Source organism: Leisingera sp. NJS204, assembly GCF_004123675.1.
GTDB lineage: Bacteria > Pseudomonadota > Alphaproteobacteria > Rhodobacterales > Rhodobacteraceae > Leisingera.
Window position 1 is genome coordinate 2,714,352 of the sequence record NZ_CP035417.1, and the last position, 13,826, is coordinate 2,728,177.

At 63.1% G+C, this 13,826-nt stretch carries 18 protein-coding genes and 1 tRNA gene; 9 read left to right on the forward strand and 10 right to left on the reverse strand.

The features are described from left to right. Positions 1 to 154 precede the first annotated feature (154 nt). Positions 155 to 742 (forward strand): imidazoleglycerol-phosphate dehydratase HisB, encoded by a 588-nt coding sequence (hisB, locus tag ETW24_RS13320; protein WP_129371500.1) that lies wholly within the window; start codon positions 155 to 157, stop codon positions 740 to 742. Position 743: 1 nt separating this feature from the next. After that, the gene (gene hisH, locus ETW24_RS13325; protein ID WP_129371501.1) at positions 744 to 1,382 is read left to right on the forward strand and encodes an imidazole glycerol phosphate synthase subunit HisH; all 639 of its coding nucleotides are present in this window, start codon (positions 744 to 746) and stop codon (positions 1,380 to 1,382) included. Between the two features lie 65 nt (positions 1,383 to 1,447). On the opposite strand, the gene ETW24_RS13330 is transcribed toward hisH, so the two are convergent. After that, positions 1,448 to 2,179: an AraC family transcriptional regulator gene (locus ETW24_RS13330; protein WP_129371502.1), complete on the reverse strand. Its 732-nt coding sequence runs from the start codon at positions 2,177 to 2,179 to the stop codon at positions 1,448 to 1,450. A gap of 103 nt (positions 2,180 to 2,282) precedes the next feature. On the opposite strand from ETW24_RS13330, the gene ETW24_RS13335 reads away from it, so the two are divergent. Both ETW24_RS13335 and ETW24_RS13340 read left to right on the forward strand, forming a co-directional pair. Continuing rightward, positions 2,283 to 2,819 (forward strand): peroxiredoxin-like family protein, encoded by a 537-nt coding sequence (locus tag ETW24_RS13335; protein ID WP_129371503.1) that lies wholly within the window; start codon positions 2,283 to 2,285, stop codon positions 2,817 to 2,819. Between the two features lie 99 nt (positions 2,820 to 2,918). Continuing rightward, the gene (locus tag ETW24_RS13340) at positions 2,919 to 3,170 is read left to right on the forward strand and encodes a WGR domain-containing protein (protein ID WP_129371504.1); all 252 of its coding nucleotides are present in this window, start codon (positions 2,919 to 2,921) and stop codon (positions 3,168 to 3,170) included. 18 nt (positions 3,171 to 3,188) lie between these two features. On the opposite strand, the gene ETW24_RS13345 is transcribed toward ETW24_RS13340, so the two are convergent. Next, entirely contained in the window at positions 3,189 to 3,575 is a 387-nt protein-coding gene (locus tag ETW24_RS13345; protein ID WP_129371505.1) for a DUF2147 domain-containing protein, read from the reverse strand. Positions 3,576 to 3,710: 135 nt separating this feature from the next. On the opposite strand from ETW24_RS13345, the gene hisA reads away from it, so the two are divergent. Both hisA and ETW24_RS13355 read left to right on the forward strand, forming a co-directional pair. Next, entirely contained in the window at positions 3,711 to 4,433 is a 723-nt protein-coding gene (gene hisA, locus ETW24_RS13350) for a 1-(5-phosphoribosyl)-5-[(5-phosphoribosylamino)methylideneamino]imidazole-4-carboxamide isomerase (protein ID WP_129371506.1), read from the forward strand. A 25-nt stretch (positions 4,434 to 4,458) separates the two neighbouring features. Further along, positions 4,459 to 4,749 (forward strand): hypothetical protein, encoded by a 291-nt coding sequence (locus ETW24_RS13355; protein ID WP_129371507.1) that lies wholly within the window; start codon positions 4,459 to 4,461, stop codon positions 4,747 to 4,749. A 30-nt stretch (positions 4,750 to 4,779) separates the two neighbouring features. Here ETW24_RS13355 and ETW24_RS13360 read toward each other — a convergent pair whose 3' ends face one another. Next, complete coding sequence (locus tag ETW24_RS13360; protein WP_129371508.1) at positions 4,780 to 5,226, reverse strand: DUF302 domain-containing protein; 447 nt, start codon at positions 5,224 to 5,226, stop codon at positions 4,780 to 4,782. 435 nt (positions 5,227 to 5,661) lie between these two features. Here ETW24_RS13360 and hisF point away from each other — a divergent pair, with 435 nt between their 5' ends. Both hisF and ETW24_RS13370 read left to right on the forward strand, forming a co-directional pair. Beyond that, positions 5,662 to 6,423, forward strand: coding sequence for an imidazole glycerol phosphate synthase subunit HisF (gene hisF, locus ETW24_RS13365; RefSeq protein ID WP_129371509.1), 762 nt, complete (start codon positions 5,662 to 5,664; stop codon positions 6,421 to 6,423). 11 nt (positions 6,424 to 6,434) lie between these two features. Further along, positions 6,435 to 6,752 (forward strand): phosphoribosyl-ATP diphosphatase, encoded by a 318-nt coding sequence (locus ETW24_RS13370; protein ID WP_129371510.1) that lies wholly within the window; start codon positions 6,435 to 6,437, stop codon positions 6,750 to 6,752. Between the two features lie 238 nt (positions 6,753 to 6,990). Here the strand turns inward: ETW24_RS13370 and ETW24_RS13375 are convergent, their stop codons facing one another. From ETW24_RS13375 to rlmB, 3 genes are all read right to left on the reverse strand, one after another. Then, positions 6,991 to 7,461, reverse strand: coding sequence for a CoA-binding protein (locus ETW24_RS13375; protein WP_129371511.1), 471 nt, complete (start codon positions 7,459 to 7,461; stop codon positions 6,991 to 6,993). A gap of 206 nt (positions 7,462 to 7,667) precedes the next feature. After that, complete coding sequence (locus tag ETW24_RS13380; RefSeq protein WP_254695609.1) at positions 7,668 to 8,117, reverse strand: YHS domain-containing (seleno)protein; 450 nt, start codon at positions 8,115 to 8,117, stop codon at positions 7,668 to 7,670. Positions 8,118 to 8,229: 112 nt separating this feature from the next. Next, on the reverse strand, positions 8,230 to 9,006 hold the full coding sequence (rlmB, locus tag ETW24_RS13385; RefSeq protein WP_129371513.1) for a 23S rRNA (guanosine(2251)-2'-O)-methyltransferase RlmB: 777 nt from the start codon (positions 9,004 to 9,006) through the stop codon (positions 8,230 to 8,232). 120 nt (positions 9,007 to 9,126) lie between these two features. Between rlmB and ETW24_RS24310 the strand changes: the two genes are divergently transcribed. Beyond that, positions 9,127 to 9,210, forward strand: a tRNA-Tyr gene (locus tag ETW24_RS24310). Positions 9,211 to 9,353: 143 nt separating this feature from the next. On the opposite strand, the gene ETW24_RS13390 is transcribed toward ETW24_RS24310, so the two are convergent. From ETW24_RS13390 to ETW24_RS13405, 4 genes are all read right to left on the reverse strand, one after another. After that, positions 9,354 to 9,872 (reverse strand): DUF2478 domain-containing protein, encoded by a 519-nt coding sequence (locus ETW24_RS13390; RefSeq protein WP_129371514.1) that lies wholly within the window; start codon positions 9,870 to 9,872, stop codon positions 9,354 to 9,356. A 62-nt stretch (positions 9,873 to 9,934) separates the two neighbouring features. Beyond that, positions 9,935 to 10,597, reverse strand: coding sequence for an NnrU family protein (locus tag ETW24_RS13395; RefSeq protein ID WP_129371515.1), 663 nt, complete (start codon positions 10,595 to 10,597; stop codon positions 9,935 to 9,937). Between the two features lie 123 nt (positions 10,598 to 10,720). Then, positions 10,721 to 12,757, reverse strand: coding sequence for an ABC transporter permease (locus ETW24_RS13400; protein ID WP_129371516.1), 2,037 nt, complete (start codon positions 12,755 to 12,757; stop codon positions 10,721 to 10,723). After that, positions 12,757 to 13,821: a quaternary amine ABC transporter ATP-binding protein gene (locus ETW24_RS13405; RefSeq protein ID WP_254695610.1), complete on the reverse strand. Its 1,065-nt coding sequence runs from the start codon at positions 13,819 to 13,821 to the stop codon at positions 12,757 to 12,759. Before ETW24_RS13405 ends, ETW24_RS13400 begins: the two co-directional genes overlap by 1 nt. Positions 13,822 to 13,826: the final 5 nt, after the last annotated feature.

Below are 13,826 nucleotides of genomic sequence, written 5' to 3' on the forward strand. Positions count from 1 at the left end.
AGGAATTTGCGCCCAAGCTCGCACGGCGGCGGAGGCGGCGCAAGAGACCGGGATTGCTGCAACAGATTGGCCCCCATGCACAATGCCGCACTTGAGCCACGCCCCCTGCCCGCCCTATAAGCGCCCCTGCAGCTTGACGAAGGACAGCCCGCAGATGCGTACCGCCACAGTGACCCGCCAGACCGCGGAAACCGATATCTCGGTCGAAATCAATCTCGACGGCACCGGGATCTATGACAACCGGACCGGGGTCGGATTTTTCGACCACATGCTGGACCAGCTGGCGCGTCATTCGCTGATCGACATGACCATCCGCGCCAAGGGCGATTACCACATCGACGACCACCACACAGTGGAGGACACCGGCATCGCGCTGGGTCAGGCGCTGGTGCAGGCGCTGGGGGATAAAAAGGGCATCCGGCGCTATGGCGAATGCCACTTGCCGATGGATGACGCGCAGGTGCGCTGCGCACTGGACCTGTCGGCGCGCCCGTTCCTGATCTGGAACGTCGAGCTGCCGACCCAGAAAATCGGCGCTTTTGACACCGAACTGGTACGCGAATTTTTCCAAGCGCTCAGCACTCACGGCGGCATCACCCTGCACATCGACCAGCTGCACGGGTTCAACAGCCACCACATTGCCGAGGCGGCGTTCAAGGCTGTCGCCCGCGCGCTGCGGCTGGCGGTGGAGACCGATCCGCGCAAGGCGGATGCGATTCCCTCGACCAAGGGCGCGCTGTGACATGCTGACCGCGATTATTGATTACGAATCCGGCAACCTGCACTCGGCTGAAAAGGCCTTTCAGCGCATGGCGCGGGAGATGGACGCGGGCGAGGTTGTGGTGACCTCCGACGCCGATGCGGTGGCGCGGGCGGACCGGCTGGTGCTGCCCGGCGACGGCGCCTTTCCGGCCTGCGCGGCTGAACTGCGCGGCCACAAGGGTATTTATGACGCCATGGTCGAGGCGGTGGAGCAGAAGGGCCGCCCGTTCCTGGGCATCTGTGTCGGCATGCAGCTGATGGCCACCACCGGGCATGAATACCAGGAAACACCGGGCCTTGGCTGGGTCGGCGGCGATGTGGTGAAGATCACGCCTGCGGATACATCTTTGAAGGTGCCGCATATGGGCTGGAACGATCTGGTGATCGAGACGGACCACCCGGTGTTTGACGGCATCGAAAGCGGCGATCACGTGTATTTTGTGCATTCCTACCACTTCCGCGCCGCCGATCCGGCGGAGCGGCTGGCGCATGTGGATTATGCAGGCGACGTGACCGCGGTTATTGGCCGGGACACGATGCTGGGCATGCAGTTCCACCCTGAAAAAAGCCAGGCGACAGGGTTGCGGATGATCGGCAACTTCCTGGCCTGGAAACCGTAAGGGGACGGCGCTGCGCGCCGTTGCCTCCGGCGGGAGTACTTTAGGAAAGATGAAAGCTGCGGCGTTCAAGCAGCCGCGGTGCGCAGGGAGACCGGCGCAACGCCGTACGCCTTGCGGAAGGCGCGGGTGAAGCCTTCGGGGCTGCTGTAGGCGTAGCGGCGCGCCACCGCCTCGACCCGGTCGCCGCGGATGAGGTCCTGATGCGCCAGGATCAGCCGCCAGCGGCGCAGGTACCCCATCGGGGTTTCCCCCACCTCCGACGCAAACAGTTCCGCAAAACGCGACAGTGACAGGCCTGCTTCCTGCGCCAGATCGGCGTTGGCCCAAAGCCGGCCCGGATGGTCGTGCATTGCGACAATGGCCCTGCTGAGGCGCGGGTCCGAGAGGCCTGCCAGCAGCCCCGGTTCAGTGGCGCCTTTCTGGATCTGGTTGCGCAGGAGGCGCACCATCAGCACCTCCCCCAGCCGGTTGATCACCGATTGCGCGCCGCAATGCCGGCCCTCTGCCTCGTCCCGCATCAGACGCACCAGCCCCTGTGCTTCGGCATTGCTGCTGATGCCGTAGTCCACCACCGATGGCAGGGCCGCCAGGAACGGATTGCTGTTGCCCGACCAATCCACCCGCGCTGCCCACATGATCGCACCGGGGTCCGGATCCGCCAGCGGGCCGCACGGGCGATAGAGGATCCGCACCGGCTGCCCCGCCGCATCTGCCAGCGCAATCAGATTGGCCTCGCCAGGCCCGGCGGCCAGCACGGCGAGCTGAAAGCGGTCCATCAAGGTGGTAAGGCGGTCCAAACTCCGGTGTTCCAGTCAGGTTTTTCGGATTTATGAGACAGTAGCCTGCGCGATACGTTTGATCAACCACCACTCGCACCACTACTCACGAAGGACCAATGCCATGCTGATCCCCCGCCAGAAGACCCCGGAGCTGACCCTGCCGACGCTGGACCACGGCCTGTTCGACCTGTCTGCGGAGACCTCCGAACGCGGCACTGTGATCTGCTTTTACCGCGGCCTGCATTGCCCGATCTGCGCCACTTATTTGAAGGAGTTCGACAAAAAGGCCGCAGCCTTTGCCGAGCGCGGTGTTGATTGCATCGCCATCAGCTCGGACGGCGAAGAACGCACCCGCGCGATGGCCGACAAGATCGAAGCCAAAGACCTGCGATTTGGGTACGGCCTGCCTCTCCCGGCGGCCAAGGACTGGGGGCTCTATATCTCGACCTCGCGCGGCAAGACATCGATCGGAATCGAAGAACCCGCGCTGTTCTCGGAACCCGGCCTGTTCCTGGTGACGCCTGAGCAGACGCTGTATTACGGCGCGGTGCAGACCATGCCGTTTGTGCGCCCCCATTTCGCGGAACTGGTGGCGGCGCTGGATTTTGCCATTCCCAACAACTACCCGGCGCGCGGCGAATACACCGGTGATGTGTAGCACCGGCGCCAGCCCTTAAAATCGGCTGCGTCCGGTAATGGACAAGGGGTCCGCTTCCATGCATACGGGGCGGACCTTTTTCGCGTTTCAGGTCCCCCATTGCACATCCGTTTCGAGAAATACGACCATACTGAAGGCAAGCACCGCTATTGCCAGCTGAGCCTGACGCCAACCCTGTTCGGCGACTGGTGTGTTGAGCGTGTGTCGGGACCGCTGAATGCGCCGGGCGGCGTTCAGAAGCGGACGTATTTCGCCGCCCAAGCAGAGGCGCTGGCGATTTTTGAACGCTTCCGGGACCGGCAGATGAAACGCGGCTATGCGCCGATCCCGGTGCAGCTGGGGCTGCTGTAGGGTCACGCCCTCTCAGGCTTATTTGATCCGGGTCCAGGTCTGTTTTGAACAGATCAGCCCGCCCGCCACACATCCGCGCAGGGCAAGAGAGCGACCCGTAACATCCATCTTGCCGATGTAGATTTTATCATTGGAGGGCCGCCAGACCTTGCCCTCGTAAGAGCCATCGCCGTTCGGCACCATGCCGATCACCAGCGTCTTGCCGATATTCGGGGACTTGTATTCGCCCTCACTGTTGAAGGTGCGGGCAATCTTGCCGCAGACGGCAGCGCCGCATTTTTCCATCTGGATATGCGCATAAGAGCCGTCATCCGCTTGCGTCTTCCAGACGCCCAGTACCGGGTCCGCCGCTGCCGCGCCCGTAAGCCCTATTGCAACGGCCAGACCTGCCAGTAGATGTTTCATTCCATGTCCTCCCTGTTTTTCAGGCAGCCTGTCCCTGATGCGCCCGCTGAGGCAAGGTTGACTTCGGGTCGCGTTGCAATTCGGCCCCGCCTTGTGCAAAAGACCGCCAGCTTGATTTCACGAAGGACCGCCCCGATGATCCTCTACCCCGCGATTGACCTCAAAGACGGCCAGGCCGTGCGCCTGCTGCATGGCGAGATGGACAAGACCACCGTGTTCAACGACAACCCCGCCGCCCAGGCGCTGGAGTTTGTCGAGGCGGGCTGCGAGTGGCTGCATCTGGTGGACCTCAATGGCGCCTTTGCCGGTGAGCCGGTGAATGCCGCGCCGGTCGAGGAGATCCTGAAGCAGACCAAAGTGCCGGCACAGCTGGGCGGCGGCATCCGCGACATGGCAACCATCGCGCGCTGGATCGACAAGGGCCTGGCACGGGTCATTCTGGGCACCGTGGCGGTAGAAAACCCGGACCTGGTGCGCGAGGCGGCGCGGGAATTCCCCGGTAAAGTCGCCGTCGGCATCGACGCCCGCAATGGCCGCGTTGCAACCAAAGGCTGGGCCGAAGAAACCGACGTGATGGTCACCGACCTCGCCAAATCGTTTGAGGACGCGGGCGTAGCCGCGATCATCTACACCGACATCCTGCGCGACGGCGCAATGAAGGGACCGAATGTGGAGGCGACTGCGGATCTGGCCAATGCGGTCAGCATCCCGGTGATTGCCTCGGGCGGCGTGTCCTCGCTGGACGATCTCAGGGCGCTGAAATCCTGCGGTGCGCCGCTGAACGGTGCCATTTCGGGCCGCGCACTGTATGATGGGGCGATTGATCTGAAAGAGGCGCTGGCGGTTCTGAAAGCCTGAGGCGTCTACAGAACCGGGAGGCCAAATGCGCCTGATCCGCCGAATTCTTGCCATTCTGGCCCTGGGGCCCATTGCCCTGTGGCTGCTGTGCATTGCCTTGGTAATACTGCTGGGGTTCGGCTTTGGCTGCGAAATCAACGAAGGTTTTGCCAACCCTTGCGTTGTGCTGGGCCGGGACCTGAGCGAGACTGCCTATTCCATGGGCATCCTTGCCGCCTGGGGGCCGCTTATCTTCGGCCCGGTCTCAATGGGGGCCGGGCTTCTTTGGGCGATTGCCGTTGCGATTGACCGCCACCGGTCCCGCCCGCGCCAATAAGGCACGGGAGGGCCGGTCCGGCTCCTTGGCTTACTGCGCGGCGGCAGCCGTCAGCTTGCCCAGGGCGCCCTGCATCTTGGCGATAAAGTCGGCATCTGCAGGGATATCGAGGGTAGAGAGCATCTCTGCCGGATCCTCATAGGTCAGCCAGACCTGACCTTCCGCATCTTCATAGGCCAGCACCTTCAGCGGCAGATAGAGCCCCGCGCGCGGGTCCGCCTGCATTGCCGGGGTGCCCAGCTTGGGGTTGCCGAAAATCAACAGCTGCGAGGCCCCCAGCTCCAGCTCTGCCTTCTGCGCACCTGCAGCATGGTCGACGCGGGCAAAGACGGTGGCGCCTGCGCCCTCAACCGCTGCCTGCAGCGCATCCATGGTCTCAGCCACGAGTTTCTGGCTGGGTAACTTCATCAGTTCGGCGGCGGCGGGCAATGCGGACATAAGGGCGATGGCTCCGGCAAGAATAGGGGGTTTTGTCATAACAACTGCTCCGAAAATGTACTGTGATAGGATGAAAACAAGGCAACAGACCCCGGCTGGCAATTCACGTCTTCGGCATCGGCAGTTCTTTGCTGCCAGCCTGCGGCCGCACAAGCCGCAACGTGTGATTGCAGCACCAGTCAATTTGAAGCACTAATTCAAAAGCTGCTGCACCTGCGCTTACGTTCCGCAAGTTTTAGGCAACTATGCCTATTCCCTGATGATCTGGGGTTTTGTTTACATCGCCACCATTCTTCTACCCGCGTTGGTGCTCTTTGGGGTAACAGAAGCGGCCTACCGGATACGCCTTAAGAACGCACCCACCAGCTGAAACATACGCCCTCCCGGACCAAAACGCGCATCCACCGCCATATCTGTTGCGATTCCAGCGTCCATTGCGTACCCACGAGCCAAGCAGTCCGAAAGGCCCGATCCATGCTGAAGACCCGTATCATTCCCTGTCTCGACGTCGCCGACGGGCGCGTGGTCAAGGGTGTCAACTTTGTCGGCCTGCGCGATGCGGGCGACCCGGTGGAATCGGCCAAGGCCTATGATGCGGCCGGCGCGGATGAGATCTGCTTTCTCGACATTCACGCCACCCATGAAAACCGCGGCACCATGTTCGATGTGGTGCGCCGCACCGCCGAGCAGTGCTTTGTGCCGCTGACCGTGGGCGGCGGGGTGCGGACCAAGGACGATGTGCGTGCGCTGCTGCTGGCCGGGGCTGACAAGGTCTCGTTCAACTCGGCTGCCGTGGCCAACCCGGATGTGATTGCCGAGGCCGCAGATCAGTTCGGCAGCCAGTGCATCGTCTGCGCCATCGACGCCAAGACGGTGGAATCGGGCCGCTGGGAGATTTTCACCCATGGCGGGCGCAAGGAAACCGGCATCGACGCGGTGGAATTCGCGCGCACGGTGGTGGCAAAGGGCGCCGGGGAAATCCTGCTGACTTCGATGGACCGCGATGGCACCAAATCCGGTTTTAACCTGCCGCTGACGCGGGCGATTTCCGATGCGGTGGACGTGCCGGTGATCGCATCGGGCGGCGTCGGCAACCTGGATCACCTGGTGGAAGGTGTGACCAAGGGCGGCGCAAGCGCGGTGCTGGCGGCCTCGATTTTTCACTTCGGGGAATACAGCATCCAGGAAGCCAAGAACCACATGGCCGCCGCCGGCATCCCGATGCGGCTGAACTGAAGGGGCACGTGATGAGCCTGCTGCACGATCTTGAAGCCACCATCCTGTCCCGCAAGGGATCTGACCCTGACAGCAGCTGGACCGCCAGGCTGCTGGCAAAGGGGCCGGAGAAATGCGCCGAGAAATTCGGCGAGGAAGCCATCGAGGCGATCATCGAAGCGGTGAAGGGCGACAGCGGCAAGCTGGCCTCGGAAGGCGCCGATGTGCTCTATCATTTCCTGGTGATGCTGGCGGCCCGCGACGTGGCACTGGACGATGTGCTGCAGGTGCTGGCCGAACGCCAGGGCCTCAGCGGCATTGCCGAGAAGGCCGCACGCCCCAAAGGCTGATCCCAGGGCCGCTTCTGCAGCGGCGGGTCAAGGGAGGCGCAGCCTCCGCGCGCCAGCGCGGCTTGCCCTTGACGCGCACTCTTATACACCCTCAGCAAGGCCCTGACGGGCAAACTTGCCCTTCCGGGCCTCTCAGCAAAATCTTCTTCTTGCGCCGCGCAGCGGCGCTACGCCCAACCGTGGAGGCTGTCCAAAGGACGGCCGGAACGGGCGGGAGCACCTCCGCCCCGCCGCCGCCTCAAAGCTTCGAGGATATGATCCCGGTGGCGAAACCGCCAAAACGCAACTCTCCGAACAGGCGCTGGTATTCGATCTTGGGACAGCGGTTCTGGATCACCGTGACACCGCGTGCTTCAGCCTTTGCGGCGGCTTCGGCATGTTCCACACCAATCTGCATCCAAATTGTCGGCAGCTCAGGAAATGCCTCCAGCGCCTCGTCCGCAATGGGCGGCACCGCCTCTGAGCGGCGGAAGATATCGACCATGTCCACCGGGACGTCTATTTCAGAAAGACTGGCCCGCACCGTTTCGCCAAACAGCATCTTGCCTGCATGGCCGGGGTTCACCGGAATCACCCGGTAACCCTTGAGCCCCAGATAGCGCGCCACGTAATAGCTGGGGCGCACCGGGTTCATCGACACGCCGGCCACCGCCACCACTTTGGTCCGTTGCAGGATCGTTTTCAGATGCTCATCGCTGTATTCTGTCATGGCCCGCACCCTAGCTGCGGCGCCCGCTTTGGCAAAGGTGGATTCGCTGCAGGGCAAACAAAAAAGCGCCCGGACGAACCGGGCGCTAGGTATGGAACGAGGGACAGTGAAAAAGATCTGCGGTGGTTCCACTCCGCAGTCCCTATTGAATATGGGCCACAGTCTGGAAAATAAAAGAGCACCTCTCGCAATCGTGAGGTGACAGGCTATTTCCTTAGAACCGCAGGCCAATGCGCGCGGCCGTCCGCAATCATCTGCACGGTGTCCGCCTGCCACAGATGGTGGACACCGCGGTTGTTCAGAAGAAACAGCTCTCCGTCCACGATGGCCCAGATTCGCGGGTTTCCATCATGAAGCCGCCCCTGCGACATCGCATAGGCGCAGTAGCCGCCAAAGGCCGGCGCATAGGCCCGCGGGTTGGCCTCGAACTGCGCCTGATTGCGGGCTGATGCAAACCGCCAGACAACGCCTTTCCACATCACCGCATGGCCGCGCCGTCCGGGTTCTGCCGTGCCATGTTCGAAAAACGCAACCGCATCATACCCGCCGATAGCAACGCCCGCACGGGAAGAGAAAACAGCAGCATCAGCCCGCGCCATATCCGGCAGGGACACAAACATCACCGCAACGGCCATCAGGACCAGACGCAAGGCCACATTGCACTCCATTCACTTCTTGCAACAGACTTCCGACTCTGCCGCACCGCCGTGCTCTTGCAAAGACGGCATACGCAGATGTGATCAGCCCGTGACGGCCGGCGCCGCGGCCCTACCGGGCGATGGAGGCGTAAAGCGCGATGGCCGCTGCATTGGAGACATTGAGCGAGCCAAAACCGCCCGCGGCGTCAATCTTAACCAGCCCGTCAACAGTTTCCTTGGTCTTCTGGCGCAGGCCCGGGCCTTCGGCGCCCAGAACCAGTGCTACCGGCAGGTGCTTTTTGCCGTCCAGTGCGGTCTCAATGGTGTCCTCCGCCTCGCCGTCCAGGCCCAGTACGACAAAGCCCATGTTCTGCAGTTCAGCGATGGTATCAGCAAGGTTGCGCATCCGCAGATAGGGCTGGCGTTCCAGCGCGCCGCTGGCGGTCTTGGCCAGCGCCCCGGTTTCAGGTGCCGAATGGTGGCGTGTGCCAATGACGGCGCTGGCGCCCAGCACCTCGGCCGAGCGCAGGATGGCGCCGACGTTGTGCGGATCCGTCACCCGGTCCAGCAGCAGCACCCGCGGCGCCTCGCGGCCGATGCAATTGTCGGCCAGCCCGCCCCAGTTCAAGGGCTTCACTTCCAGTGCCGCGCCCTGATGCACCGACTGTGCGTCAATCGGAGGGTTGAACTTGCGCGGGTCGATCACCTCGGCCTCGACGCCCGAGGCTGCGATGGCGTCCGCCAGTTTCACTTCGGCGTTCATGGTCACCATCAGGCGCAGTTTCTCGCGCTGGGGATTCATCAGCGCATCGCGCACCGCATGCAGCCCGAACAGCCAAACGGTTTCTGCCGAGGCGGCCTTTTTGGACTGTTCTTTTGCGACGACCCATTTGGGCTTCTTGGTCATTTTACTCTCCGGCAGAAAGAATTTTCAAGGCGTGCTGAAAACTTGCGTTTTTCCGGTTGACGCCCCTTTGGCCTGCTTGTAATCACGCCTCCACATCAGGTGCAACATGCAACTGACAGTGGGCGACAGGCCGCAAGGTGTGGCAGGGGACTGTAACTCCCTCGCGGAGACGCACGCCTGGTTCGATTCCAGGGTCGCCCACCATCTTCTCTTCTATTCAGACCGGACGATGGTGGCCCAGCTGCAGACCGGATGGGCTGCGCGCCGCCCCTGTGCTGTCCGGCGCAGCAAAAAACCCGCGTGAAGTTCGCGGGCTTTCCGTTTGATTTGAAATGGGAATGCGCCAGTCAGGCGGTTTCAGAAACGGCCTGTTCCGCCCAGGCAACCAGCGCGTCCAGATCCGGTCCCGCCTCCACGGCCATACCGTCGGCAAAGGTCTGGAACGGCTCCACATTCATCTGGTTTACGCCGGAAATCACCGGAATGCCCAATGCCAGCGCCTCGCCGATTATGGGCCGCATGCCGCGCCCGTCGGCCTCGTGCTTGCCGAATTTATTGACGATCATCAGCTGCGGTGCCGGGTCCGTTTGCAGCGTGGCAGAGACCTGCCCGACCGCTTGTTCCAGCGCTTCCGGGTTCAGGCGGCAGCCGCGGGCGCCCGCGCCCAGGGATTGCGAAATCCGGATGGTTTCGCCTGAAGGCAGCACCCGCACATCCATGTCGCACAGTTCCTTGTCGTAGCATTCGACATTGGTCTGCACGATGCCGGCCAGGCGGATGCCCTTGGCCTGCAGCCGTTCGGCAAGCTCGCTCAGCAAACGGTCAGTGGCACCGCGTTCTTGAGTCATCACATAGGCCAGGTGCATCGGTCATTCTCTCCAGTCTCGTCTCAGTTAATAGGTGGTCATGCAGCGGGCTGGGTCAACCCCTACCACGGCAACGGGCTGTAGCCGATGACCGGGGTGTGCAGGATCAGCAGGGCCAGAAACACCGCGCCCGCCAGCCCGGCCTCAGCCGCAGAGGGGCGCAGGCGGGCCAAGCTCAGCCGCGCGGTATTGCGGTTGAGGCGGGTCCATTCGCCCTGCCCCATCCGCCGCTGTGTGCGCCGGTCGATCAATGCCATGCCGGTCCAGGCAAAGCCGCCAAACAGGCCAAACAGGATCACATGTGCCAAATCGCCATTGGCCAGCAGATGCGCCCCGGCCCAGAGCGCCATGGCCGCAAGCAAAGGGTGGCGGCTGACACCCAGGATGCCGGGATCAGCCGGATCAAAGGCCCGCAGCCCCAGGCCGCCAAAGCTGAACGGGTTCTGCCGCATCATGCCCGCCACCGCCAGCAGGCAGGCCAGCGGCATCAGCAGAAGCGGCGCCCAGCGGAAGATGTCCCAATAGGGCAGCACGCCGACATAAGGCGCCCGTGCCGCCGCCACGACCAGCCAGGCCAGAATTACCAATGACAGCAGGCTGTAGGCGATGATGTAGCCGCGCTGGCCCAGGCGGCCCACCAGCCAGGGCCGCACCGGCGGACGCACCGGGATGGCGTGGCTGGCCAGAAACAGCATCAGCGCGGCGGTGAATTCTAGCCAGCCCATCGGGGTCTCTCCTGCCTTAGATCAGTCTGTCATGCAGCTATAGGCGGGCGGGCAGTGCAGAACGTTGCCCCAGATCAAAAAAGGCGCCGCTGGGGCGCCCTTCTCACTTTGCGGCAGCCAGACCTACAGCCCCAGCGCCTTGCGCCTCTCCTCGGCAAAGCCCTGCACCATGCGGTCGGCGATCAAGGCGAGGATCGCCATCGCCGCCCCGGCCGAGATGCCAAGCCCCACATCCGCCTGCCCAAGCGCCAGATAGATCGACTGGCCCAGGCCGGTGGTGCCGATCAGCGCCGCAATCACCAGCATTGCAAAGGCATAGAGGATGGTCTGGTTCAGACCCAGCAGGATCGACGGCGCCGCATAAGGCGCCCGGATATCCTTGAGCATCTGCCATGTGGTGGCACCTGAGGCTGTTGCGGCTTCTATCATCTCCTCTGGTGTCGAGACCAGCCCGTGCCGGGTGTAGCGGATCATCGGCACGATGGCATAGGCAATAATCGCCAGGAAGGCCGAGAACTCGCCGATCTGAAACACCATCAGCACCGGGATCAGGAAGACAAACAACGGAATCGTCTGCAGCATGTCGCAGATGGGCCGCACCAGCCGCCAGAGACCGGGCGACACCGCTGAGGCAAGCCCGATCGCGCCGCCCATTACCGCGCAGGCAAAGACAGCCGCACCCGACAAATACAGCGACAGCAACGCCCGTTCCCACAGGCCGGAGACCAGAATGGTGCCCAGCAGTAAAACCGTCATGATGGCCAGACCGCGCCCGCCGGCAACCCAGGCCAGCGCGCCTGCACCGATCAGCACAAAGGGCCAGGGCAGCTGCGAAATACCCGTCTCCAGCATGCCGGCGGCAATCAGCAGCATCACGCCCAGCGCCAGCTGGCCGCGCAATGCAAAGACCAGACCGGCAGCTGCACCCGCCGCAAACACCCCCAGGCTCATCGCCGGGGTCCAGGAGAAACCCCAGGTGAAGGGCAGCACCGCCTGGTCCAGCCCGATCCGCAACGGCAGCAGCACATAAAACAGCACGTTGTTTTTGAACGCTGTCAGCGCATCGGCATTGGCAGTGGTAAAGGCCGACAGCCCCCTGTCGACGCTGTCCGCGACCGGGTTGAACAGCGCATAGGCGCCGGGTTGCTGAATGTAGCCCCAAAACACGGCGCTGGCTGCGGCGCCCACGGCCAGAATGCCCCAGGCAATGCGCGGATCATGCTTCTCCCGCCGCTCTTCGGTCAGGGTGCCGCTCATCCGGTCGATTAGGATAGCAAAGACCACAATCACCGAGCCGGCCAGCAGGCTTTGACCGAACTGCGCCTTGCGCATGGTCAAAAGGACCTCCCAGCCGATGTCGTCAAAGCCGCCGATTACTGCTGCGATGATCACCATCGACAGCGCCGCCATCAGGCATTGATTGACGCCCACCATGATCTGCTGCCCGGCCGAGGGGATCTCGCATTGAAACAGCTGCTGCAGCCGGGTGCCGCCGGCCATGATAGCGGCTTCCTTGATCTCCGGCTCGACCCGCTCCAGTCCCAAAAGCACATTGCGCGCCATTGGCGGCGCGGCATAGATGGCCGAGGCGATGAGGCCCACAACCGGGCCAAAGCCGAACAGCACCAGCAAGGGCGTAAGATAGGCAAAGGTCGGCACCGTCTGCATGATGTCCAGCAGCGCCTGCACCGGTTTGCGGACGCGCGGGTATTCATTGGCCAGGATGCCGATGCCGCCGCCGATGATCAGCGCCAGCGGTACTGAAACAGCAACCAGCGCCAGCGTGTTCATGCTTTCGGGCCAGTACCCCGACGCCAGCACAAACCCGAGCCCCACAAGGGCCATCAGCGCCATCCGCACCCCGCCCAGGATCCAGGCCAGCGCCGTGGTAGCGCAGATGACCAGCGGCCAGGGCGTGTTGCTCAGCACATAATTCGCCGCTTCCATCGGGTAGAACATCAGCGCCGAAAATCCACGCGCAGTGGGTTTGATCAGCGCCAGCAGCCACTCCATCACCGCGCCGGCCCAATCGGTTGCGGGCAGCATCCAGGCGGCAGGGAATTTGACCAGCCACGGCAGGCTGCTTTCCAGCAGAAGGCACAGGGCGCCCGCCGCCGCCGCGATCAGCGCCGCCACGGATCCTTTTGTCAGAACCGCCATTACCCCTGCTCCACCTGCAGCGCCGCCGCCAGATTTGCCGGGTTCACTACCCCAACCACGTTGCCTTCGGGAGAGCGCACCGGCACCGGCTCGTACAGTTCCATGCAGCGCGCCAGGGCCGCGTCCAGCGTCATGTCCTGGCGCAGGCCGGGATCATCGGCGCCATAGGCCAGCCCCGCGCCGGTCTCCATCACCGAGGCCACACGGGCGTGCCGGCCCTTGGCCACATCCTTGGAGAACTCGCGCACGTAATCATCCGCCGGGCGCAGCACGATATCGGCGGGGGTGCCGATCTGCACAATCCTGCCGTCCCGCATAATGGCGATACGGTCGGCCAGTTTCAGCGCCTCGTTGATGTCATGGGTGATAAAGACGATGGTGGTTTTCAGCTTGCCCTGGATCTCAAGGAATTCATCCTGCAGCTGACGCCGGATCAGCGGGTCCAGTGCCGAGAACGGCTCATCCAGGAACCAGACCGAGCAATCCGCCACCAATGAGCGGGCAATGCCGACACGCTGGCGCTGGCCGCCGGACAGTTCGCGCGGATAATGGTTTTCACGTCCGCGCAGGCCGACCAGATTGATCACCTCTTCCGCCTTGGCCTGACGTTGCTTTTTCTTCACCCCCTGCACCCGCAAGGGATAGGCGACGTTTTCGGCCACCGTCATATGCGGGAACAGGCCGAAATGCTGGAACACCATGCCCAGCTTCTTGCGGCGCAGTTCGATCAGCCGTTTGGGGCTGGCCTCAACGATATTTTCGCCGTCGATGCGGATTTCGCCGCCGGTTGCGTGCAGCAGATGCGAAATGCAGCGGATCAGGGTTGATTTGCCGGACCCCGACAGCCCCATGATCACAAACAGCTCGCCCTCCTGGACTTGGAAGGACACATTCTGAACCGCCGGGATCAACCCCTTGCGGCGCAGCTCTCCGGCGGCGTCATGCGGCGAGTGATGGTTTGCCAGCACCTCTTTCAAGGCGCTGCCTGCGTCGTTGCCAAACACCTGCCAGACATTCTGGCAGGTAATGGCCGGCGTGTTCGTGCCAGTTTCAGAGCCACTCACTGGGC